24 protein-coding genes are annotated in these 21,119 nt (G+C 72.2%); 11 read left to right on the top strand and 13 right to left on the bottom strand.

The window, feature by feature from the left end; genetic code table 11:
- The first annotated feature begins 77 nt into the window (after positions 1-77).
- Positions 78-455: a F0F1 ATP synthase subunit epsilon gene (locus FHS37_RS04790; RefSeq protein WP_184817779.1), complete on the top strand. Its 378-nt coding sequence runs from the start codon at positions 78-80 to the stop codon at positions 453-455.
- Positions 456-583: 128 nt separating this feature from the next.
- A complete protein-coding gene (locus FHS37_RS04785) occupies positions 584-1,030 on the top strand; it encodes a DUF2550 domain-containing protein (protein WP_184817778.1) in 447 nt (148 codons plus the stop codon).
- A gap of 140 nt (positions 1,031-1,170) precedes the next feature.
- On the opposite strand, the gene FHS37_RS04780 is transcribed toward FHS37_RS04785, so the two are convergent.
- The 3 genes from FHS37_RS04780 to FHS37_RS04770 form a co-directional block, all read right to left on the bottom strand.
- Positions 1,171-3,000, bottom strand: coding sequence for a glycoside hydrolase family 18 chitinase (locus FHS37_RS04780; protein WP_184817777.1), 1,830 nt, complete (start codon positions 2,998-3,000; stop codon positions 1,171-1,173).
- A gap of 146 nt (positions 3,001-3,146) precedes the next feature.
- Positions 3,147-3,788 (bottom strand): response regulator, encoded by a 642-nt coding sequence (locus tag FHS37_RS04775; protein WP_184817776.1) that lies wholly within the window; start codon positions 3,786-3,788, stop codon positions 3,147-3,149.
- Positions 3,785-4,987, bottom strand: a complete 1,203-nt coding sequence (locus FHS37_RS04770) for a sensor histidine kinase (RefSeq protein ID WP_184817775.1) — start codon at positions 4,985-4,987, stop codon at positions 3,785-3,787. Before FHS37_RS04770 ends, FHS37_RS04775 begins: the two co-directional genes overlap by 4 nt.
- Before the next feature lie 152 nt (positions 4,988-5,139).
- Between FHS37_RS04770 and FHS37_RS04765 the strand changes: the two genes are divergently transcribed.
- From FHS37_RS04765 to FHS37_RS39105, 3 genes are read left to right on the top strand one after another with little or no spacing between them, the layout of a single operon-like run.
- Positions 5,140-5,721, top strand: a complete 582-nt coding sequence (locus FHS37_RS04765; protein WP_184817774.1) for a hypothetical protein — start codon at positions 5,140-5,142, stop codon at positions 5,719-5,721.
- Positions 5,718-5,813, top strand: coding sequence for a DUF5708 family protein (locus FHS37_RS39110; protein WP_229889947.1), 96 nt, complete (start codon positions 5,718-5,720; stop codon positions 5,811-5,813). The genes FHS37_RS04765 and FHS37_RS39110 overlap by 4 nt, the downstream gene beginning before the upstream one ends.
- Positions 5,810-5,914, top strand: coding sequence for a DUF5708 family protein (locus FHS37_RS39105; RefSeq protein ID WP_229889946.1), 105 nt, complete (start codon positions 5,810-5,812; stop codon positions 5,912-5,914). Before FHS37_RS39110 ends, FHS37_RS39105 begins: the two co-directional genes overlap by 4 nt.
- A gap of 14 nt (positions 5,915-5,928) precedes the next feature.
- Here FHS37_RS39105 and FHS37_RS04755 read toward each other — a convergent pair whose 3' ends face one another.
- The 3 genes from FHS37_RS04755 to FHS37_RS04745 are packed head-to-tail and all read right to left on the bottom strand — an operon-like array spanning position 5,929 to position 8,061.
- On the bottom strand, positions 5,929-6,501 hold the full coding sequence (locus FHS37_RS04755) for a cob(I)yrinic acid a,c-diamide adenosyltransferase (protein ID WP_184817773.1): 573 nt from the start codon (positions 6,499-6,501) through the stop codon (positions 5,929-5,931).
- 13 nt (positions 6,502-6,514) lie between these two features.
- Positions 6,515-7,264, bottom strand: coding sequence for an ABC transporter permease (locus FHS37_RS04750; protein WP_184817772.1), 750 nt, complete (start codon positions 7,262-7,264; stop codon positions 6,515-6,517).
- 14 nt (positions 7,265-7,278) lie between these two features.
- Positions 7,279-8,061, bottom strand: a complete 783-nt coding sequence (locus FHS37_RS04745; protein WP_184817771.1) for an ATP-binding cassette domain-containing protein — start codon at positions 8,059-8,061, stop codon at positions 7,279-7,281.
- A gap of 90 nt (positions 8,062-8,151) precedes the next feature.
- Here FHS37_RS04745 and FHS37_RS04740 point away from each other — a divergent pair, with 90 nt between their 5' ends.
- Positions 8,152-8,787: a TetR/AcrR family transcriptional regulator gene (locus FHS37_RS04740; protein WP_184817770.1), complete on the top strand. Its 636-nt coding sequence runs from the start codon at positions 8,152-8,154 to the stop codon at positions 8,785-8,787.
- A 42-nt stretch (positions 8,788-8,829) separates the two neighbouring features.
- On the opposite strand, the gene FHS37_RS04735 is transcribed toward FHS37_RS04740, so the two are convergent.
- Positions 8,830-9,492 carry a maltokinase N-terminal cap-like domain-containing protein gene (locus FHS37_RS04735; RefSeq protein WP_184817769.1) on the bottom strand — a complete coding sequence of 221 codons (663 nt, stop codon included), beginning with the start codon at positions 9,490-9,492 and terminating at the stop codon, positions 8,830-8,832.
- 218 nt (positions 9,493-9,710) lie between these two features.
- Here FHS37_RS04735 and FHS37_RS04730 point away from each other — a divergent pair, with 218 nt between their 5' ends.
- The 3 genes from FHS37_RS04730 to FHS37_RS04720 all read left to right on the top strand — a co-directional run bounded on the left by FHS37_RS04730 (position 9,711) and on the right by FHS37_RS04720 (position 13,918).
- On the top strand, positions 9,711-10,559 hold the full coding sequence (locus FHS37_RS04730) for a 3-hydroxyacyl-CoA dehydrogenase family protein (protein ID WP_184817768.1): 849 nt from the start codon (positions 9,711-9,713) through the stop codon (positions 10,557-10,559).
- 153 nt (positions 10,560-10,712) lie between these two features.
- On the top strand, positions 10,713-11,036 hold the full coding sequence (locus tag FHS37_RS04725) for an STAS domain-containing protein (protein ID WP_159535825.1): 324 nt from the start codon (positions 10,713-10,715) through the stop codon (positions 11,034-11,036).
- Between the two features lie 311 nt (positions 11,037-11,347).
- A complete protein-coding gene (locus FHS37_RS04720; RefSeq protein ID WP_184817767.1) occupies positions 11,348-13,918 on the top strand; it encodes an ATP-binding protein in 2,571 nt (856 codons plus the stop codon).
- A 67-nt stretch (positions 13,919-13,985) separates the two neighbouring features.
- Here the strand turns inward: FHS37_RS04720 and nucS are convergent, their stop codons facing one another.
- Positions 13,986-14,657: an endonuclease NucS gene (gene nucS / locus FHS37_RS04715; RefSeq protein WP_184817766.1), complete on the bottom strand. Its 672-nt coding sequence runs from the start codon at positions 14,655-14,657 to the stop codon at positions 13,986-13,988.
- A 288-nt stretch (positions 14,658-14,945) separates the two neighbouring features.
- Between nucS and FHS37_RS04710 the strand changes: the two genes are divergently transcribed.
- Positions 14,946-15,338 carry an SCO5389 family protein gene (locus FHS37_RS04710; RefSeq protein ID WP_184817765.1) on the top strand — a complete coding sequence of 131 codons (393 nt, stop codon included), beginning with the start codon at positions 14,946-14,948 and terminating at the stop codon, positions 15,336-15,338.
- Positions 15,339-15,423: 85 nt separating this feature from the next.
- Here FHS37_RS04710 and FHS37_RS04705 read toward each other — a convergent pair whose 3' ends face one another.
- Positions 15,424-16,452 carry an LLM class flavin-dependent oxidoreductase gene (locus FHS37_RS04705; protein ID WP_184817764.1) on the bottom strand — a complete coding sequence of 343 codons (1,029 nt, stop codon included), beginning with the start codon at positions 16,450-16,452 and terminating at the stop codon, positions 15,424-15,426.
- A 240-nt stretch (positions 16,453-16,692) separates the two neighbouring features.
- On the opposite strand from FHS37_RS04705, the gene FHS37_RS04700 reads away from it, so the two are divergent.
- Positions 16,693-17,025: an Rv1322 family protein gene (locus FHS37_RS04700; RefSeq protein WP_184817763.1), complete on the top strand. Its 333-nt coding sequence runs from the start codon at positions 16,693-16,695 to the stop codon at positions 17,023-17,025.
- Between the two features lie 19 nt (positions 17,026-17,044).
- Here FHS37_RS04700 and FHS37_RS04695 read toward each other — a convergent pair whose 3' ends face one another.
- From FHS37_RS04695 to FHS37_RS04680, 4 genes are all read right to left on the bottom strand, one after another.
- Positions 17,045-17,920: an ABC-2 transporter permease gene (locus tag FHS37_RS04695; protein WP_184817762.1), complete on the bottom strand. Its 876-nt coding sequence runs from the start codon at positions 17,918-17,920 to the stop codon at positions 17,045-17,047.
- Positions 17,917-19,224, bottom strand: coding sequence for an ABC transporter ATP-binding protein (locus FHS37_RS04690; protein WP_184817761.1), 1,308 nt, complete (start codon positions 19,222-19,224; stop codon positions 17,917-17,919). Before FHS37_RS04690 ends, FHS37_RS04695 begins: the two co-directional genes overlap by 4 nt.
- 131 nt (positions 19,225-19,355) lie before the next feature.
- Positions 19,356-20,126, bottom strand: a complete 771-nt coding sequence (locus FHS37_RS04685; RefSeq protein WP_184817760.1) for an ABC transporter permease — start codon at positions 20,124-20,126, stop codon at positions 19,356-19,358.
- 2 nt (positions 20,127-20,128) lie between these two features.
- Positions 20,129-21,082: an ABC transporter ATP-binding protein gene (locus FHS37_RS04680; protein WP_184817759.1), complete on the bottom strand. Its 954-nt coding sequence runs from the start codon at positions 21,080-21,082 to the stop codon at positions 20,129-20,131.
- Positions 21,083-21,119 lie beyond the last annotated feature (37 nt).

Below are 21,119 nucleotides of genomic sequence, written 5' to 3'. Positions count from 1 at the left end.
CCGCCCCCTCGGCCACGCCCCTTAGACTTGTAACCAACACCCGGCAGACCCGCCGGGTGGTGACCCGAGGAGCCACCTTGGCTGCTGAGCTGCACGTCGCGCTGGTCGCGGCCGACCGAGAGGTCTGGTCCGGCGAGGCCACCCTGGTCGTCGCGCGCACCACGTCCGGCGACATCGGCGTCATGCCCGGTCACCAGCCGCTGCTCGGTGTGCTGGAGTCGGGCCCGGTGACCATCCGTACGAGTGAAGGTTCCACGGTCGTCGCCGCGGTGCACGGCGGTTTCATCTCGTTCGCGGACAACAAGCTGTCGCTGCTGGCGGAGATCGCCGAGCTGGCGGACGAGATCGACGTCCAGCGCGCGGAGCAGGAGCTGGCCCGCGCGAAGGCCGAGGACGACACCGAGGCCGAGCGCCGCGCGGATGTCCGTCTGCGGGCGGCGACGGCGGGACGCTGACACCAGCGCGGTGAGATGACGTCACTCAGCCGCGGCCGGCACCGGAGCGATCCGGAGCCGGTCGCGGCTGAGGCAGATCTGGATGATTTTTCCGTTCCGTTACCTAGGAGACGAGGAGGTCGGTGTCGATGGTCCTCGCTCTGACTGTGTGCGGAATCGTCGTGGCGCTCGTGGTGGTGGGGCTCTTCGTCTTCGGTCTGCGCCGGCGTCTGATCCAGCGCTCCGGCGGAACCTTCGACTGCAGCCTGCGCTGGGACGTCCCCGAGGCGGCCGACTCCGGCGGCAAGGGCTGGGCCTACGGGGTGGCCCGCTACAACGGTGACCGGGTCGAGTGGTTCCGCGTCTTCTCCTACGCCCCCCGCCCGCGCCGCCTCCTGGAGCGCTCCGCGATCGAGGTGGTCGGCCGCCGCGTCCCGGAGGGCGAGGAGGAGCTGGCCCTGCTGTCCGACGCGGTGATCCTCGCCTGTCTGCACCGGGGCACGCGTCTGGAGCTCGCCATGAGCGAAGACGCGCTGACCGGTTTCCTCGCGTGGCTGGAGGCAGCCCCGCCCGGACAGCGGGTGAACGTCGCGTAGAGCGACGTTCAGGGACCCGCTGGGTGGGGGCGCCCCCGGCAGCGGAGCTGCTGGGGGAGGGTGAACGTCGCGCAGCCGCGTTCACCCTCCCCCAGGACGAGGCCCGGGGGAGGGTGAACGCGGCGGATGGCCGGAAGCGTCTACTTCAGGCCGCTGTCGATGGCGCTCACCAGCTCGCCGTCGGCGGTGTCACCGCTGAACTCCCAGAAGAAGGCGCCGCCCAGGCCCTGGCTCTTGGCCCAGGCCATCTTGCTCTTGACGGTGGCCGGGGTGTCGTAGGACCACCAGTTGGTGCCGCAGTGGGCGTACGCCGTGCCCGCGATGGTGCCGGTGGCCGGGCAGGAGTTCTTCAGGACCTTGTAGTCCTCGATGCCCTGCTCGTAGGTGCCGGTCGCCGGGCCGGTGGCGGTGCCGCCGGGCGCCGACTGCGTGACGCCGGTCCAGCCGCGGCCGTAGAAGCCGATGCCGAGCAGCAGCTTGCTCGCCGGCACGCCCTTCGCCTTGAACTTCGCGATCGCCTCGGCGGAGGTGAAGCCCTGCTGCGGGATGCCGTCGTACGAGGTCAGCGGCGAGTGCGGAGCGGTGGGGCCGTTCTTCGCCCAGGCGCCGAAGAAGTCGTACGTCATCACGTTGTACCAGTCGATGTACTTCGCGGCCTCGCCGTAGTCGGCGGCGTCGATCTTGCCGCCGTCGGTGGCGTCGGCGGTGGTGGCCGCGGTGACCAGGTCGTCGCCGAACTCGGCGCGCATGGCCTTCATCATGGAGCTGAAGGCGTTCTTGGCGCTGGTGGTGTCACAGCTCAGACCGCAGGCGTTCGGGTACTCCCAGTCCAGGTCGATGCCGTCGAAGACGTCGGCCCAGCGCGGGTCCTCGACCAGGTCGTGGCAGGACTTGGCGAAGGCCGCCGGGTTCTTCACCGCGTCCGGGAAGCCGCCGGACCAGGTCCAGCCGCCGAACGACCAGATGACCTTGATGTGCGGGTACTTCGCCTTCAGCTTGCGCAGCTGGTTGAAGTTGCCGCGCAGCGGCTGGTCCCAGGTGTCGGCGACGCCGTCGACGGACTGCTCGGCGGTGTACGCCTTGTCGTAGTCGGCGTAGGCGTCGCCGATGGTGCACTTGCCGCCCTGGACGTTGCCGAAGGCGTAGTTGATGTGCGTGATCTTCTCGGCGGAGCCGGAGGTGACCAGGTTCTTCACGTGGTAGTTGCGCCCGTAGACGCCCCAGTTGGCGAAGTAGCCGAGGTTGACCTTCTCGCCGCCGCCCGGGTTGCCGCCGTCGCCGCCGCCGGTGGTGGTGACCTTGACCGCGCCGCTCACCGGACCGGTCTGGTCGGCGGTGTCACGGGCCTGGACGGTGTAGGAGTAGTCGGTGCCCTTGGTGAGGCCGGTGTCGGTGTACGACGTGCCCGTCACCGTCGCGACCTTGGCGCCGTCGCGCAGGACGTCGTAGTTCTTGACGCCCTTGTCGTCGGTGGCCGCCTTCCAGGTCAGCTTCACCGAGGTGTCGGTGACGTCCGAGGCGGTGGGGGTGCCGGGGGCGGAGGGGGCCGCGTCACCGGGCACCTCCGGACCGCCGTCGCAGTTGCCGCCGTTGAGCTTGCAGCCGGACGGGTCGCCGGAGCCGCTGCCGTTGAAGCCGAAGGAGACCGACGCCCCGGGGGCGAGGGTGCCGTTCCAGCCGAGGTTCTTGGCGGTCCAGTGGTCACCGGAGTTGGTGACCGTGGCGTCCCAGGCGGAGGTGACCTTGGTGCCGGAGGGGAAGTCCCACTCGATGGTCCAGGAGTTGATGGTCGTGGTGCCGGTGTTCTTCACCGTCCACTTGCCCTCGAAGCCGGAGCCCCAGTCCTGGGTCTTGGTGTAGGTGGCGGTCGCCGTGGTCGCCGCCTGGGCGGGACTCGCGAGGGCGACGAGGCCGGAGAGGGGGAGCAGCAGGGTTGCCAGCCCTGCCGCGGCTTTGTGTCTGAAGCGCACGGTGCGCCTCCTCTTGTGTTTGCGCCACGGGGCGCAACGGGGATGTTGTCGCGGGCATGACTGAGCCATCACGCCCGCAGTGCCGCGAGAATAGAAAGGTCTGGACCACGGGTCAATAGGTCTGGACCACTGTCCCGCTGTTCCCGCTAGATCCCCAACTCCTGAGCCAGCACCGCGGCTTGCACCCGGCTGCGCAGCTCCAGCTTGCCCAGCAGGCGGCTGACGTGCGTCTTCACCGTGGCCTCCGCCATGTCGAGGCGGTCCGCGATGTCGGCGTTGGACAGACCGTCGCCGAGGCAGGACAGCACCTCGCGCTCGCGCCGGGTGAGGGAGTCCAGCACCGCCGGATCGGCCGTCGCCGGGCGGGCGGGCCGCGCGGCGAACTCGGCGATCAGCCGCCGGGTGACGGCCGGGGCGACGATCCCCTCGCCGCCCGCCACCGTGCGCACGGCGGCGATCAGGTCCTTCGCCTCCGTGTTCTTCAGCAGGAACCCGGAGGCCCCCGCCCTGAGCGCCCCGAAGACGTACTCGTCGAGGTCGAAGGTGGTCAGCACGAGCACGTCGGCCAGCCGTTCGGCGACCACCTGACGGGTCGCCGACACCCCGTCCAGACGCGGCATCTGCACGTCCATCAGCACCAGGTCGGGGCGCAGTTCACGGGCGAGCGCCACCGCCTGCTCGCCGTCCGCCGCCTCACCGACCACCTCGATGTCGGGCGCGCTGCGCAGGATCAGGACCAGTCCGGCGCGGACGGCGGACTGGTCCTCGGCGACCAGGACGCGGATCATCGGGTCTCTCCTCGGGTGGTGTCGGAGACGGGGAGGGAGGCGCGGACGACCCAGAGCTTGCCGTCCGCGGGGTCCGGGGCGTTCTCGGGGCCCGCGCCGAAGGTGCCGTGCAGCAGGGCGACCCGCTCCCGCATCCCGACCAGGCCGGCCCCGGAGCCCGGGGCGCGCGGGGCGTCCCGGTCGCCGTAGGGGCTGCTCACGCGGAGCTCGAGGGTGCCGCCCCGGCCGCGCAGCCACACCGTGACCTTCCCCCGCGCGGCGTGCTTCAGCGCGTTCGTCAAGGACTCCTGCACGATCCTGTACGCGGCGAGCTCGACCGGCGCCGGGACGGAGTCGTACGCGGCGTCGAGGGCGACGTCCAGGCCGTTGGCGCGGGCCCCCTCGACCAGGGCGCCGAGGCCCTCGAGGGTCGGGGTCGCCGCCGGCTCCCGGTCGTCGGCGCCGTCCCGCAGGATGCCGATCAGACGGCGCATCTCGGACAGCCCCTGGACGCTGTTCTCCCGGATCACGGTGAGCGCCTCCTTGGAGGTCCCGGGGTCGTCGAGGGAGAGCGCGGCCGTGGAGTGGATGGCGATCGCCGAGAGGTGGTTGGCGACCATGTCGTGCAACTCCCGTGCCATCCGGGCGCGTTCGGCGGTCACCGCCTGGGTGCGGTCCATCTCCGCGAGCAGCGCGGTCTGTTCGGCCCGCAGCCGGGCGGCCTCGGCGGCGTCGCGGTGGTTGCGCACGATGAGGCCGGTCGACGCGGGCGCGAACGAGACGATGCCGACGGCGACACCGATCAGCAGCGCCTCGGGCACCCGCCACACGGCGTACGGCACCAGCGTCGCGGCGATGGTGAGCAGGCCGGTGACCCACGGGATGCGGCGGGCGGAGGCGGGCGTGCCGTACAGGACGGCGGCGTACATCAGGTCGGTGTACATCACGACCGTGGCGATGCTGCCCCGGGTGACGGTGTCCGCGATCAGCGCCAGGGTCCCGAGGAGCAGCGCGGTGCGCGGTGCGGAGCGGCGCAGCAGTTCGCAGCCGGCGATCACGGCGAGCGGGACGAGGAGCGGCCAGCGGCCGTCGAAGAGCACGATCGGCTCGTCGGCCGGCCGGGTGCCCAGCCCGATGCCCCACAGCAGCAGCCCGCCGCCGAGTCCGGCGAGCGCGGCCCACACGTCGAAGCGGTGGGGGCGGGACAGTCGTACGGCCATGGCACCATCCAACACGGTGCGCGCACCCGGCGCCTGATCCCCGGGAACGGTCCTGGACTGCATCTTTCGATGTACTGCGGGTTCACCGGCGGCGACGACGAAACGGGCCGGTCCGCACGGGAGCCTGAAAGGGTGACCGAGAGGAGCGAACCGTGATCGTCGCCTTGATCGCCGCCTGTGAGATCGGCTTCTGGGTGCTGCTGGCCGCCGGACTGGCCTGCCGCTACCTGCTGAGGATGCCGCGCGCCGGCCTGGCGCTGCTGCTGTGCGAGCCGCTGCTGGAGGTCGTCCTGCTGGTCGCCACCGCGCTGGACCTGAAGAACGGTGCCGAGCCGAACTGGACGCACGGCCTGGCCGCGCTCTACATCGGCTACACCGTGGGCCACGGCCACCGCACGGTGAAGTGGCTCGACGGCCACGCCGCCCACCGCTTCGACGGCCGCCCGCTGCCACGGCCCCCGCGGTACGGCTACGCCAGGGCCCGCCACGAGGCCAAGGTCTGGCTGGGCACGCTGCTGGGCGCCGCCGTGGCGACGGCCCTGCTCCAGCTGGCCATCTGGTACGTCGACGACCCGGGTCGCGTCACGTCCCTGGAGAGCTGGCGCCACACGGCCTGGCGAGCGGCGGGCATCCACGGCCTGATCACTCTGGCGTACTGGATCTGGCCGAAGAAGGCCCCGGCGGGCGCGCCGGAGACCGAGCCGAACGCCGGAAAGGAGCGTGTCGGCCGATGACCCGGGCGTCCGGGAACCTCCTCGCGGGGACCGCCGCACTGGTGACGGGTCCGGGACTGTGGCTGTTCGCCGGGGAGTGGACCTGCCGGTGATCGACCCGGCCAGGGCGGGCGTGGTGATGACCTGCGTCGGCGGCGCGGAGATCCTGCTGGGCCTGTACCGGGCCGCGCGGACCTCGGCCGGGCCCCGGTAGGGCGGGCCCCGGGCTCAGCGCTCCCCGCCCGGCACCCACAGCACGTCGCCGGTCTCCTTGTTCGCGATGCGGGCCAGGATGAACAGCAGGTCGGACAGGCGGTTGAGGTAGGTCGCGGTGAGGGGGTTCATGGTCTCGCCGTGCACCTCCAGCGCGGCCCAGGTGGAGCGTTCGGCCCGCCGCACCACGGTGCAGGCCTGGTGCAGCAGGGCCGCGCCCGGCGTACCGCCCGGCAGGATGAAGGAGCGGAGCTTCTCCAGCCGCTCGTTGAAGCGGTCGCAGTCCGCCTCCAGCCGGTCGACGTAGAACTGCTCGACCCGCAGCGGCGGGTACTCCGGGGCCTCGACCACCGGCGTCGAGAGGTCCGCGCCCACGTCGAACAGGTCGTTCTGGACGCGCGTGAGGACCCCGACGACCTCCTCCTCCAGACCGCCCAGCGCGATCGCCGTGCCGATCACCGCGTTCGCCTCGTTGGCGTCGGCGTAGGCGGAGATCCGCAGGTCGGTCTTGGGGACCCGGCTCATGTCCCCCAGGTTGGTGGTGCCCCGGTCGCCGGTCCGGGTGTAGATGCGCGTCAGATTGACCATGCGGCCAGCCTAGTTACGCCCCGGCCGTCCGGAACACTCGTGTGCCCACCGTCACGGCGAGCACCGCGAGACCGACGGCGACCAGCGCGCCGTACAGCACGTGGGCCGTCGCGTACGAACCGACGTAGGCGTCCCGCACCGCGTCCACCAGGTGGCGGAACGGCATCAGGTGCGACAGCACGTCCAGCCAGGCCGGGCCCAGGGTCATCGGGAGCATCAGACCGGACAGGAGCATGGACGGCACCGTCAGCGCGTTGACCGTCGGACCGAACTCCTGCGGTGTGCGGACCCTCATCGCCAGCGCGTACGACAGCGAGGCCAGCGCGACCGTGAGCAGGGCGACGAAGCCGAAGCCGATCAGGACGCCCGGCAGGGGAGCGCGCAGGCCCATCGCCACGGCGGCCAGCACCAGCAGGACGGCCTGGAGGACGAACACGGTCGCCTCGCGCAGGACGCGGCCCAGCAGCAGGGCGAGCCGGCTGACGGGAGTCACGCGCATGCGTTCGACGATGCCCTGGTCCTTCTCCAGGATGATCATGAAGCCCGCGAACGAGGCGCCGAAGAGGGCGAGCTGGAGCAGCAGGCCGGGCACCAGCACCTGCCAGGAGTCGCCGCGCCCGCCGAGTGGCAGACCGGTGAGCAGCGGGCCGAAGAACAGCAGGTACAGCAGGGGCGTCAGCACGCCGAAGAGCAGTGCGAAGCGGGACCTGAGGGACTGGCGCATGTAGCGGCCGTAGATGAGGGCGGTGTCGTGGAGCAGCATGAGGCGTCGGTGTCCTATACGGCTACGGGGGCGGCGTCGGCCGGTGCGGGGCCCCGGCCCGTGATGGCGAGGAAGGTGTCCTGGAGCGAGGCGTCGAGCGAGCCGCCGTACGCCAGCTTCAGGGCGCCCGGCGTGCCCTCGGCGGCGACCACGCCCCGGTCGACGACGACCAGGCGGTCGGCGAGCGCGTCGGCCTCGTCGAGGTAGTGGGTGGTGAGGAACACGGTCGTGCCGTGCTCGTCGCGCAGTCGGCGCACCAGGTCCCACAGATCGGCACGGCTGCCGGGGTCGAGACCGGTGGTCGGCTCGTCCAGGAACAGCACCCCCGGACGGTGGGTGAGCGCCATCGCGATGTCCAGGCGGCGCCGCTGCCCGCCGGAGAGCGCGGCGCACCTGCGGTCGAGCAGCCCGGTCAGGTCCAGCTCGCGGGCCAGTTCCTCGGCCCGCTCGGCCGCACGCGCCCTGGTCAGCCGGTAGAGCCGCCCCTGGGTGACCAGTTCCTCCCGCACGGTGATCTGCGGGTCCACTCCGCCGGACTGCGCCACGTAGCCGCAGGCCCGCCGCACCCCGGCCGGATCGGCCGCCAGGTCGTGCCCGGCGACGGTGGCCGTGCCGCCGGTGGGGGCGAGCAGGGTGGTCAGCATCCGCAGGGTGGTCGTCTTGCCGGCGCCGTTGGGACCGAGGAAGCCGAGGATCTCGCCCTCGCGGACGGCGAGGTCGATCCCGCGCACCGCCTCCACCGGGCCGCGCCTGCTCCGGAAGGTACGGGCCAGACCGGCCGTACTGATGATGGTCATGAGCACAGAAAAACAGAGACGCTGAAGTTTTGCAACGTACCCAATTTTTCAGTTTCCCCAGCGATCGTCGGGCGCGCCTACGATGAGGGCATGGCAGAGGGGCTCAGGGAGCGGAAGAAGCGTGAGACCAGGCAGCGGATCTCGGACGTCGCCACCGGACTCTTCCTGGAGCGCGGCTTCACGACCGTGACGATGGCGGAGGTGGCGGAGGCCGCCGACGTGTCCGTGAACACGGTCTACAACTACTTCCCCGCCAAGGAGGACCTCTTCTTCGACCGCTCCGAGGACGTCGTCGACCGGCTCTCCCGCTGGGTGCGGGGCCGGGACGCGGGGGAGTCGGCCGCCCGCGCCGTGCTGCGCGAACTGCGCGCCGAGATCGAGGCGGTCTCGCCCCGGATCGGCCTGATGGAGGGGTACGACCGCTTCATGCGCGTCATCCACGAGTCGCCGCAGTTGCGCTCCCGGCTGTGGAGCCTGCAGCAGGAGATCCAGGACCACCTGGAGGCGACGCTCCGCGAGGAGACGGGCGCCGCCCCCGACGACCCGCTGCCGGGCCTGGTCGCCGGCCAGATCTGCTGGATGCACGGCACGGTGTTCGTCACGATCGGCCGGGAGATGGTGAAGGGCCGCGCACCGGCCGAGGTGTCCCGCGAGGTGCTCGGACTCGTCGACGACATCGAGGAGTTGCTGAGCGACGGGGTGCTCGACTACGCGGTGCGCGGCTGAACCGGGCCGCCGGTCCGTCCGGCACGGCCTGTCGGCCGGGTGCTACGCCCGAGGGGGCGTGTGCAGGACGAGGAAGAGGCCCTGTGCGCGGGTTCCGCCGGGCAGGTCCCACGCGCCGGCCACGTGACCCGACGCCCCGGGCTCGGGGAGCGGCGAGCCGTCCGGAGCGGGCCGCAGGGTGCGCAGGACCCGCAGGACCGTGCCGTCCGGTGCGGACAGCTCGGTGTGCTCCTCGGTGTCGTCGACCGCGGTGAAGCGCGCCGGGACCGGGTCCTCACCCGCGTAGGCCCGGGTGACCTCCCGGTCGGGGGTGTCGGTGAGGCTCTGGGCCTGCGCCTGGGCCCGGCCCTCGATCAGCGCCGCCAACTCGGCGACGAGCACCGGGTCGTGGCAGCCGTCGTAGACCCAGCGCCGCCCGAGGACGCCGTGCTCGGCGGTGCCGACGAGGGCGTGCTCCGCACCGCCGAGCGGAGCGCCCCGGTAGGTGAGCGGCACCAGATAGGCGGCCGGCTCGGCGCCGGAGGCGTCGGTGACCACCATGAACTCGATGCCGACCTCCCCCTCCGGGTCGTCGAGCCGGAAACCGCCGGCCCTGGCCAACCGCGGGTCCCCCGCGCCGCCGTGGTACCAGGGGCGTGAGGGCAGCCAGGAGGCCAGCAGTTCCAGCTTGGTCGGCTTGAGGGTGGTGCGGTGGATCACGGCCATGCCGAGGTTCTCCTCCGTTGAGCGGACACCGGCCCTCCCACCCTCGCACCCGCCGCGGGCACGGCGATCACTTCGCGCCGGACCCGTCGTACGGGACGTGACAGGGGTCTCACTCCGTGAGACGTGAAACGCGTTACTAAGTCAGTCACAGGGACCCTGACGCCCGCTAGTGTCCGCTCCTGGAGAACAACGACAGCGCGTATCAGGGGAGTCGCACAGTGGCACGCAAGCTCGCCGTCATCGGGGCCGGCCTCATGGGGTCCGGTATCGCCCAGGTCTCCGCCCAGGCGGGCTGGGAGGTCGTCCTGCGCGACGTCACCGACGAGGCGCTCACGCGGGGCACCGACGGGATCAAGGCGTCGTACGACAAGTTCGTGAGCAAGGGCAGGCTGGAGGCGCACGACGCCGACGCCGCCCTCGCCCGGATCACCGCGACCACCGACCTGGACGCCTGCGCGGACGCGGACATCGTGGTCGAGGCCGTGTTCGAGAAGCTCGAGGTGAAGCACGAGATCTTCCGCACCCTCGACAAGATCGTGCGCGAGGACACCGTGCTCGCCTCCAACACCTCCGCCATCCCGATCACCAAGATCGCGGCCGTGACGGAGCACCCGGAGCGGGTCGTCGGCACCCACTTCTTCTCGCCGGTGCCCATGATGCAGCTGTGCGAACTGGTCCGCGGCTACAAGACCAGCGACGAAACCCTCGCCAGGGCGCGGGAGTTCGCCGAGTCGGTCGGCAAGACCTGCATCGTCGTCAACCGCGACGTCGCCGGCTTCGTGACCACCCGCCTCATCTGCGCCCTCGTCGTCGAGGCGGCGAAGCTGTACGAGTCGGGTGTGGCGAGCGCCGAGGACATCGACCTGGCGTGCAAGCTGGGCTTCGGCCACGCCATGGGCCCGCTGGCCACCGCCGACCTCACCGGCGTGGACATCCTGCTGCACGCCACGAGCAACATCTACACCGAGTCGCAGGACGAGAAGTTCGCCGCCCCGGAGCTGATGCGCCGGATGGTTGACGCCGGTGACATCGGCCGCAAGAGCGGGCAGGGCTTCTACGAGCACTGATCTCGCGCATTCGCCCCGGCGTGCATCACACGCCGGGGTGAATTCGGTATCGGTTCGCTTACAACGAGCAACCTCCGACCCCTTCCCGCAGTCAGAGGTTGCATCACCGGCATCAGCAACGCGGAGCACGAGACGCACGCACGGGGAGCGCATATGCACATCAGGGGCGACCACGCCGAGCTGGTCGTCGGGGGCCGCCTCGACGTCCGCAGCGCGGCGGACGCCCGTACGGTCCTGCACTCGGCCGTCGACGACGGAGCCGGCGACCTGGTGCTGGACCTGTCCGAACTGGACTCCTGGGACGCCACCGGACTCGGCGTGATCATGGGGGCCCACCGGCGGGCCGGACGCTGCGGCCGGCGGCTGGTGCTGCGCGGCGTACCGCCGCAGATGCAGCGCCTGCTGGTGGCCACCCGGCTGCACCGGATCCTGGCGATCGAGGGAGGCATCGGGGTGGACACGCTGCCCCGCGTGTGAGGGCCGTACGGGTGGGAAACCGGACGACCGGCACCACCCGGACCGGCCTCGGCGCACCGTGCGACGCACGCACAATCCTCACGAGACCGTGACGTCTCGGACGGCGCGGTACCCCGGACTGTCGTGGATACTGAGCGAAGGTTTAGGGTGCGGCTGCCCGCTGCCTCGCAACCCTCGAGCGGGCCCGGACCAGAAGCGACAGCGCGGTGTGCGGCAAGGCCGGGAGGGGCTCTGGGAACTGTCGGACCCGCGGCAGGCGGGAGTCCGGCGACAGGACCCAGGCACACGACGCTTTTGGGGGGCTAGGACCTATGGACCCGAACAGCCGGGGACCCGAGGAGTACGGCCATGACGGTGACGGCCACGGGCCGCGCCAGCGCCCTCCCCGGGAATCCCTCACTTCCGACTTCGGACAGCACGCACCGGCGCTCGCCCGCACGGTGCAGCTCGTCTCCGGCGACTTCCTGCTCACCGTCAACCCCGTCGACGGCAGCGAGATCGAGCCCTGCCCGCCCGCCGAACGGCCCGCCCGCCCGGCCAAGCTGGACGAGGCCGGGCGAGCCGAGGTCGAGCGGGCCGCCAGGCCGACCGCCCCGCCCGGACCGGCGCAGCCCGTGCTGCCGCTGCTGGCCCGTCAGGACGAGCGCGAGAAGCTGGTCCGGCTGCTCGCCCGCGGCCGCTCCGTGCGCCTCACCGGCCCCGCCGGCTCCGGCCGCACCCGGCTCCTCGACGTCGTCGCCGAGGACTGCGCGGACCTCGCCCCCGACGGCGTCGTCCGGCTGAACGGCCACCGCCGCTCGGCCGACGACCTGCTGTACGACCTGTTCTACGCCGTCCACAACGCCCCGCTGCACCGCCCGGACCGGGACGAACTGGTCGACTGCGTCCGCGAGATCGGCGCCGTCGTCGTCCTCGACGACCTCGAGTTCGGCGGTGCCGCCCTCGACGAGCTGCTGGACGCCACGCCCGAGTGCGCCTTCCTGTTCGGCGCCACCCCGGACGTGTCCGCCCCGTCCGCCGACTCCGGCGTCGAGGAGGTCGCCCTCGACGGGCTCGACCGCGCGGCCGGCCTCGAGCTGCTGGAGCACGCCGTCGGCCGCCGCCTCACCGAGGACGAGCGGAACTGGGCCGGCGACCTCTGGTTCGAGTCCGAGGGCCTGCCGCTGCGCTTCGTCCAGGCCGGCGCCCTGCTGCGGCAGCGCGACCGGCTGCGGGCCGGCACCAGCGCCGTCGACGAGTTCGGGGTCTTCGAGGACGTCCGGCCCGACGCACCGCCGTACGACGCCGTCGACGGCGACGAGGTGCCGCTGCCCGCGCTCGGCGAGGCCGCCGCCCCCGCCCCGCTGCTCGCCTCCCGGCTCAGCGCCTCCGCCCGCGCCACCCTGCGGTTCGCCGTCGCGCTCGGCGGCGAGGTGCCCCACCAGGCGCATCTGCCCGCCCTGGTCGGCGACACCCACGCCGACGCCGCGCTCGGCGAGCTGGCCGCCTGCGGGCTGGTCTGTCCGGTCGGCTCCCGCTACCGGCTCGCCGCCGGGGTGCAGGCCCAGCTGGAGGCCGCCGGTTACGCCGACGAGGCCGAGGCCCAGACCCGTGCCGCCGCCCAGCACTACGCCTGGTGGGCCGGGCACCCCTCGGTGACCCCGGAACGGGTGTGCGCCGAGGCCGACGCGGTGCTCACCGTGCTCGCCGCGCTGTCGCCGCTCACCACGGCCACCACCGAGGGCGAGCCGAGCACGGCCGTGCAGCTCGCCCGCGCCGCCGCCCCCGCGTTCGCCGCGGGCCTGCACTGGAGCGCCTGGGAGAAGGCGCTGCGGTCCGGCGCGGAGGCCGCCCGGCTCGCCGGGGACGTGCCGGAGCAGGCCTACTTCCACCACGAGCTCGGCATCCTCGCCCTGTGCGCCGGACAGCTCGACCGGTCGCGCGCCGAACTGGAGGCGTCCATCGGCCTGCGCGGCGCCCTCGCCGACAAGCGCGGCACCGTCGCCGGCCGCCGTGCGCTGGCCCTGGTCGCCGACCGCTCCGGAACCCCGCTGGCGCTCGCGCCGACCGCGGGGGAGGAGGTGCCCGAGGCCCACGTCGAGGAGTCGGCCCCGCCGCCCCGCGGGGTGCCGACGGCCTTCCCGGACCTCCAGCCGCCCGCCGACACCCCCCTGGTCATCCACCGCACCGCGTCCACGTCCACGCCCACGTCCGCGCCGCGGGGCAAGGCGGGCGGCGGCCTGAAGAGCCTGGCCCGGCGCAACCTCGTGGCGGCCGGCGCGGGCGCGCTGCTCGTCGCCGTGCTGGGCACCGTGGTCACCCTCGGCGCCACGTCGGACAACGACGCCGGCAGCCCGTCGGAGAACGTCGGCGTCAACCCGTCCGCGAGCCAGGGCGTCGACGACGGCAGCCTGGGCGCCGACCCGGCGGCCGGGGGGGACGGCGACACCGGGAAGGCCACCAGCCGGCCGACCGACCCGGGCCCGGACGGCACCCTGGGCACCTCCGACGACCCGACGTCGACGGCCACCGGGTCGGGCGGGCCGTCGGACGACGAGAGCGGCACGACGAAGCCGGACGACTCCTCGAAACCGCCGGCGAGTTCCCCGAGTTCCAAGCCGACGAAGACGAGCAAGCCGTCCACCTCCGTGTCTCCCGATCCGACCGACCCGGACCCGGACCCGGATCCGGACCCGGACCCGACCGGGACCGACCCGGACCCGGAGCCGACCGGGACCGACCCCGGGACCACCGACCCCGGGACCCCGCCGCCGTCCACCAGCGACTCCGCGAGCGGCACCGCCTCGTCCTCCCCCGTGGAGACGAGCACCTCGGCGAGCGCCCCGCAGAGCTCCGGCGCGGGCACGCCCGGTTCGCCCAGCGGCTCGGAGACGGTGATCTGACGGTCAGGCGCACGGAAAGGGCCGGGTTCCCGCGGGAACCCGGCCCTTCCTGCCGTCGCGGCGCCGCTCAGAACAGCCGCAGCTTGTCGTCCTCGATGCCCCGCAGCGCGTCGTAGTCGAGGACCTGGCAGCCGATGCCCCGGTCCGTGGCGAGCACGCGGGCCTGCGGCTTGATCTCCTGGGCGGCGAAGATGCCGCGTACCGGGGCGAGATGGGGGTCGCGGTTCAGCAGCTCCAGGTAGCGCGTGAGCTGTTCCACGCCGTCGATCTCGCCGCGCCGCTTGATCTCCACCGCCACGGTCCGCCCCTCGGCGTCCCGGCACAGGATGTCGACGGGACCGATGGCGGTCATGTACTCGCGGCGGATGAGGGTGTAGCCCTCGCCGAGGGTCTCGATGCGGTCGGCGAGCAGCTCCTGGAGGTGCGCTTCCACGCCGTCCTTGATCAGGCCGGGATCGACGCCCAGTTCGTGCGAGGAGTCGTGGAGGATCTCCTCCATCGTGATGATGAGTTTCTCGCCCGCCTTGTTGACGACGGTCCAGACGCCCTCTTCCTCGCCGGTGCCCTCCTTCAGCGTGCAGGGCGGCGACATCCAGTTCAGGGGCTTGTAGGCCCGGTCGTCGGCGTGGACCGAGACGCTGCCGTCCGCCTTGACCAGGATCAGACGGGGTGCCGGGGGCAGGTGCGCGGTGAGCCGCCCGGCGTAGTCCACGGAGCAGCGGGCAATGACGAGACGCATGGTCGGCAACGCTACTCGACCGGCCCGCCTCGACGCGATTCGCCCTCGTGACGGCCTCGTGGGCCCCATGAGGTGCGTCCTGTATCTCCTGGAAAACGCGTGTTCGGTGGTGGCCGATTACCTGCCCACAGGAAGTTCCGCATCCGGGCATTCTCCTGGTGCCGTCACGGTCCGTTGCTTACGGTATTGAACGGGAGGTCGCGAGATGTGTACGCAGCGTGTCCGATATCGCGAACTCCCTTATCTGTCAGGCAACCCCTGCTCGTCGGGGGTGCGAGAGGAGAACCCATGTCGCTCGACGTCTCACCGGCCCTACTCGAACAGGCCGAGCGAGGCGAGGTCGACGAAGCTGACTTCGTCGACTGCGTCCGGACCTCCCTGCCCTATGCGTGGGAGACGATCAGCTCCCTGGTGGCCCAGCTGAAGGTGGACGGCGGACCCTTCGCCGACAACCAGACGCCCCCGCCGGACGAGCAGGCACGCGGTCAGCTGCTGCGTGCACTAGCGAGTGACGCGATACGCGGCGCGCTGCAACGGCACTTCGGTGTTCGGCTGGCCTTCCAGAACTGCCACCGGGTGGCCGTGTTCCCGCTTGACTCCTCGGTCGACGAGACGCTGGCCCGCTTCACCTCGGTCCGCAACCAGCTGCTGAACCAGTCGCCGGAACTGCGCGACTGCTGACGCGCCCCGTCGTTCGCTTGCCGCTCCGTACGCGGGAGGTGCGGTTCGTACAGGGGCGGCAAGCCTCTCGTGGGGCCCGGCTCGCTCAGTCGAGTCGGGGCAGCACCTCGGCCCCGAGGCGCCGTACGTTCTCCTCGGTCGCCGCCAGGTCGCCGGAACCCTCGACGAGCAGGGCGAAACGGGAGATCCCGGTCCGCTCGCTGGTCGCGGCGAGCCGGTCGGCGCACAGCCGCGGGGGACCCACCGGGTGCAGTCCGCAGAGCAGTTCGGTGTACGCGAGCGGATCGCGCATCCGCCGTGCCCGGCCGTCCACCGTGACGTGCGCCTCGAGTCCCTGGCGCAGCCAGCCCGGCATCGCCTTGGTCAGCGTCTCCACCGCGTCCGTGCGCCGGTCCGCGACCTGGCAGACGCCGGCCGAGACGTGTGCGGCACGGTGGATCTCCCGGGCCGGCCGTCCGCACGCGCGCGCGTGCTGCCGCCACAGGGCGACCATCTCGGCCTTCTCCTCGTCCCCGATGTGCATGCCGAGCAGCATCGGCAGCCCGCGTTCGGCGGCCAGCCGCACGCTGGCCGGGGAGGTGCAGGCGACCACGACCTCGGGACCCTCGGTCTCGGTGAGGGACTCCGACGGGCGCGGCACGACCGGGACTTCGCGGAAGCGGAAGCGCTCGCCGACGGCCCCGACGGACGGTTCGCGCAGCCAGCGCACCAGCAGGTCGAGGGACTCCGGGAACCCCTTCTCGTACGCCTCCAGGCCGGACCCGAACACCTCCAGGTCGACCCACGGCCCGCCGCGCCCGACCCCCAGCGAGAACCGGCCGCCGCTGGTCACGTGCAGCAGCGCGGCCTGTTCACCGAGCGTCACGGGGTGGGTGGTGGACAGCACGCTCACCGCCGTGCCGACCCGCAGGCGGCGGGTGCGGCCGAGCAGTAACGCGGCCAGGGTGACGGCCGACGGGCAGGTGCCGTACGGCACGAAGTGGTGCTCGGCCAGCCAGACCGTGTCGAGCCCCGCCTCCTCGGCCACCTCGGCCGAGCGGACCGCGCGGTGCAGCGCCTCCCCCTCGCCCTGCCCGGGGAACTGGGCGGCCAACACGAAACTTCCAACGCGCATTGCTTTCCTGCTTCCTTGGCCCCGACGCGGAGCTCCCCCGCAGGGCATAACCGTCTGACACGTGCCGAGGACACGGCCGGGCGGGGCGCTTTGCGGATTGTCTGCAGAATGAGCCGCTCGGAAGGGCGCCGTGGTGCCGGGGAGGGAGCTTGTGGCGGTTGACGGTGTACGCGTACCCCTGAGCGTGCCGCGTAGGCTGGACGCGGCCCCTGCATCCTGTACAGCCCCGTGAGGTGTTCCGTGTCCCCGCGTCGCAACCGACCCAAGGGAGAGGGTTCGTCCGGCCGCAGCGCCGAGGACGACCGTTCCGGCCGCTACGGCGGCTGGCAGTCCACGGAGAGCTGGCAGGACGAGGAGTGGAGCGTACGGCACGTGGCGGGCGCCAGCGCCCAGGGCAAGGCCTACCGCTGCCCCGGTTGCGACCAGTTGATCCCGGACGGGGTGCCGCACGTGGTGGCCTGGCCGGAGCACTCGGGCGTCGACGAGCGCCGGCACTGGCACAAGGCGTGCTGGAACGCCAAGGACCGCCGCACCACGCGGGTGCAGCGGTCCCGTAACGCGCCGAGGTTCTGAGCCGCGGCTCCGTACGTCCCTACACGTCCCGCCTCTCCAGCAGGGCGAAGGCGCCGCCCAGCGCCACGGCCGTGACACCGAGCATGATCCACAGCGGGTCCCAGCCGGACGGGCCGGACTCGCTCAGGGAGTTGGCGTAGAAGATGCTCATCTGGTTCGGGATGGAGTACTCGAACAGCGCCTGCTGGACGTCCCGCAGCGAGGACGAGAACATGAACAGCGCGATCACCAGCGGGGCGAGCACGGCACCGATCATGATGGTGATGGCGCCCGCCGAGTGCCGGATGATCGAGCCGACGGCCAGCGAGAGCGTGCCGAGCAGGGCGAGGTAGAGCGAGACGCCGACCGTGCCCTTCAGCCACTCCTCGCCCGAGGGATCCCCCGCGCCGCTGTTGCCCTCCAGCATCGCCACGTGCACGAAGGCGATGAGCGTGGTGGAGACCAGGGTCACCACGAAGGCGACGAGGAAGAACACCACGGCCTTCGCCGTGAGGACCCGCGCGCGCGAGGGACAGGCGACCGTCGTGGTGCGGATCATGCCGGTGCCGTACTCCGAGGCTGTGGTCAGCACGCCCAGCGTCATGACGCACATGCTGCCCAGCAGCAGTCCGAAGAAGCCCAGGCCCAGCGGGCTCTCCCCGCCCAGGTCGGCGTCCTGGCCGGCCACGACCAGGCCGGTCAGCAGGCCGATGCCGACCACGAGCAGCACGAACACGCCCAGCGTCCACATCGTGGAGCGCACCGACTTGATCTTCGTCCACTCGGAGGCGATCGCGTGCCCGAGGTGCGTGCGCACCACCGGGATCGGCGAGGTGTAGCCGGGGTAGGGGGAAGCGGGCGCCGCCTGCCATTCGGGTGCGGCGGCCTGCGGCATCGGGGGCTGGGGCGTGCTCATCGGGCGTCCTCGGGCTTGGTCACGTCGGAGGCGGTGGGGACGGTCGGGGCAACGGAGGGCGGGGCGGCCGGGGCCTGCGGAGCCTGTGGGACGGCCGGGGCCTGCGGGGTGGCCGGAGCTTGGGGTGCTTGCGGGGCGGTCGGGGCCTGGGGCGCCTGGCCCTGCGGGGCCGCCTGGGCGTACGGGTTCGCCGCGGGGGCGCCCGGGGCGGTGCCGGGGGCGCCCGGAGCGCCGTAGGGGCCCGCCGGGGCCTGCGGCGCCGCGAAGGGCTGCCCGCCCTGCTGGGGCGGCGGCGGGGCGTACCAGCCGGGCTGGCCCTGACCCGGCACCGGCATCGGCGGCTGCGCGCCGGGCGGCAGCGGCTGCTGGAGCCCGGCCTTCTGGTCGGCGGTCGAGCGGTAGTCGACGGCGCCCTGCGTCATCCGCATGTACGCCTCCTCCAGCGAGGCCTGGTGCGGCGACAGCTCCCACAGCCGCACGTCGGCGTCGTGGGCGATGTCGCTGATGCGCGGCAGCGGCAGTCCCGTCACCCGCAGCGCGCCGTCCTGCTCGGGCAGGACGTGGCCGCCGGCCTCGGTGATCGCGGCGGACAGCTTCTCGCGCTGCTGCGGCTCGGTGTCGGGCGTGCGCACGCGCGCGAAGTCGGCGGAGTTGGCGGAGATGAAGTCCTTCACGCTCATGTCGGCGAGCAGCTGTCCGCGCCCGATGACGATGAGGTGGTCGGCGGTGAGCGCCATCTCGCTCATCAGGTGGGAGGAGACGAACACCGTGCGGCCCTCGGCGGCCAGTGCCTTCATCAGGTTGCGCACCCAGAGGATGCCCTCGGGGTCGAGGCCGTTGACGGGCTCGTCGAACAGCAGCACCTGCGGGTCGCCGAGCAGCGCGGCGGCGATGCCGAGCCGCTGGCCCATGCCCAGCGAGAAGCCCTTCGAGCGCCGGCCGGCCACGTCGTGCAGGCCGACCACGCCCAGCACCTCGTCCACGCGCCGGGCCGGGATGCCGGACAGCTGGGCCAGGGACAGCAGGTGGTTGCGGGCGGACCGGCCGCCGTGCACCGCCTTGGCGTCCAGCAGCGCGCCGACCTGGCGGGGGGCGTTGGGCAGCTTGCGGTACGGGTAGCCGCCGATCGTGACGTGGCCCGCGGTGGGGTTGTCCAGGCCGAGGATCATCCGCATCGTCGTCGACTTGCCGGATCCGTTGGGGCCCAGGAAACCGGTGACGGCGCCGGGCCGCACCTGGAAGGACAAGTTGTGCACAGCGGTCTTGTCGCCGTAGCGCTTGGTCAGGCCGACTGCCTCGATCATGCTCCGCACCCATCGAAAGGTTCAGGACAGCGGGGCACACGCCCCCGTAAGGGTTAGGAGGATATCCAGGCGCTGACGGTTCCGCTCAAGGCGAGGCAAAAACCGGTCCCGGCCGGTCGCCCGGCCGCTCCCTAGGCGTCGCGCCGCTTCAGCAGCGCGTAGCCGCCGACGAGCGCGGCGACCACCCACAGCGCCATGATCCCGAGGCCGCCCCAGGGCCCGTACGGGGTGTCGTCGTCGACCGGCGGGACCACCTGCATGATCCTGCTGCCGGCCTGGTCGGGCAGGAAGCGGCCCACCTCCTCCGTCGCGTCGACGTAGCCCAGGACGCTGGAGATCAGGAAGAAGAACGGCACCAGGATGCCCAGCGACAGCATCGGCGAGCGCAGCATCGTGGCGACGCCCATCGAGAACACCGCGATCAGGGTCATGTAGAGGCCGCCGCCGATGACCGCGCGCAGCACCCCGTCGTCCCCGAGGGACGCCCGGTGCTCACCGAGCATCGCCTGGCCCAGGAAGAACGCGGCGAAGCTGGTGGCCAGGGAGACCACGAGCGCGAGCACGGTGGCGACCGCGATCTTGCCGAACAGGAACGTGCCGCGCTGCGGGACCGCCGCCAGCGAGGTGCGGATCATCCCGGTGCTGTACTCGTTCGACACCACCAGCACCCCGAACACGACCATCGCGAGCTGACCGAGGCTCATCCCGGCGAAGCTGATGAACGTCGGGTCGAAGGAGAGCCGGTCCCGCGCGCCCATCCCGTCGAACTCGCTCCTCGACAGCGCGGAGATCAGCATGCCGAGCGCGATGGTGACGACCACCGCCAGGGAGAGCGTCCACACCGTGGACGCCACCGACCGGATCTTGGTCCACTCGGACCGGACGACCTGCGCAGCCGCCATGCTCATCCCCTCTTCCAGCCGTCGCCCCACTGCTGCCGGGGCACGGGCGCGTCGGCGTGCGCGTGGTACTCCACCGACTCCGCGGTCAACTGCATGAACGCCTCCTCCAGGGAGGCCTGCTGCGGGCTCAGCTCGTGCAGCACCAGCTGGTTCCGGGCCGCCAGCTCCCCGATGTGCTCGGCCTTGGAACCGTCCACCTCCAGCGCCCCGTTCCCGCTCTCCACGGCGGTGATCCCGGCCCGGTGCAGCACGTCCAGCAGCCGTTCCCGCTGCGGGCTGCGGATGCGGACGTACGAGCGGGAGTTGCGCTCGATGAAGTCGGCCATGGAGGTGTCGGCGAGCAGCCGGCCCTGGCCGATGACGACGAGGTGGTCGGCGGTGAGCGCCATCTCGCTCATCAGGTGGGAGGAGACGAAGACGGTGCGGCCCTGGGCGGCGAGCGTCTTCATCAGGGTGCGGATCCAGTGGATGCCCTCGGGGTCGAGGCCGTTGACCGGCTCGTCGAACATCAGGATCCGCGGGTCGCCGAGCAGCGCGGCGGCGATGCCGAGCCGCTGGCCCATGCCCAGCGAGAAGCCCTTGGCCTTCTTCCGCGCGACCGCCGTCAGCCCGACGGTGTCCAGCACCTCGTGCACCCGCCGCCGGGGGATGCCGTTGCTCTGGGCGAGGCACAGCAGGTGGTGGTAGGCGCTGCGGCCGGGGTGCACGCCCTTCGCCTCCAGCAGGGCGCCGATGCACGTCAGCGGGTCCTTGAGCCGGTCGTAGTGCGTGCCGTCGATCCGCACGTCCCCGGCGGTCGGGCGGTCCAGGCCCAGGATCATCCGCATGGTGGTCGACTTGCCCGCGCCGTTGGGGCCGAGGAAGCCCGTGACGATGCCCGGCCTGACCGTGAAGGTCAGGTCGTTGACCGCCACCTTCTCGCCGTACCGCTTGGTCAGCCCCTCGAGCTCGATCATGCGGCCACGCTAGAACGGGACAAAGCCCTCTGCCACC

Origin of the sequence: Streptomyces griseomycini (genome assembly GCF_014203535.1) — a bacterium.
Taxonomy (GTDB): Bacteria; Actinomycetota; Actinomycetes; order Streptomycetales; family Streptomycetaceae; genus Streptomyces; species Streptomyces griseomycini.
Note: the sequence above shows the minus strand (reverse complement) of the source record. Positions and strands in the feature narration are given on the sequence as shown.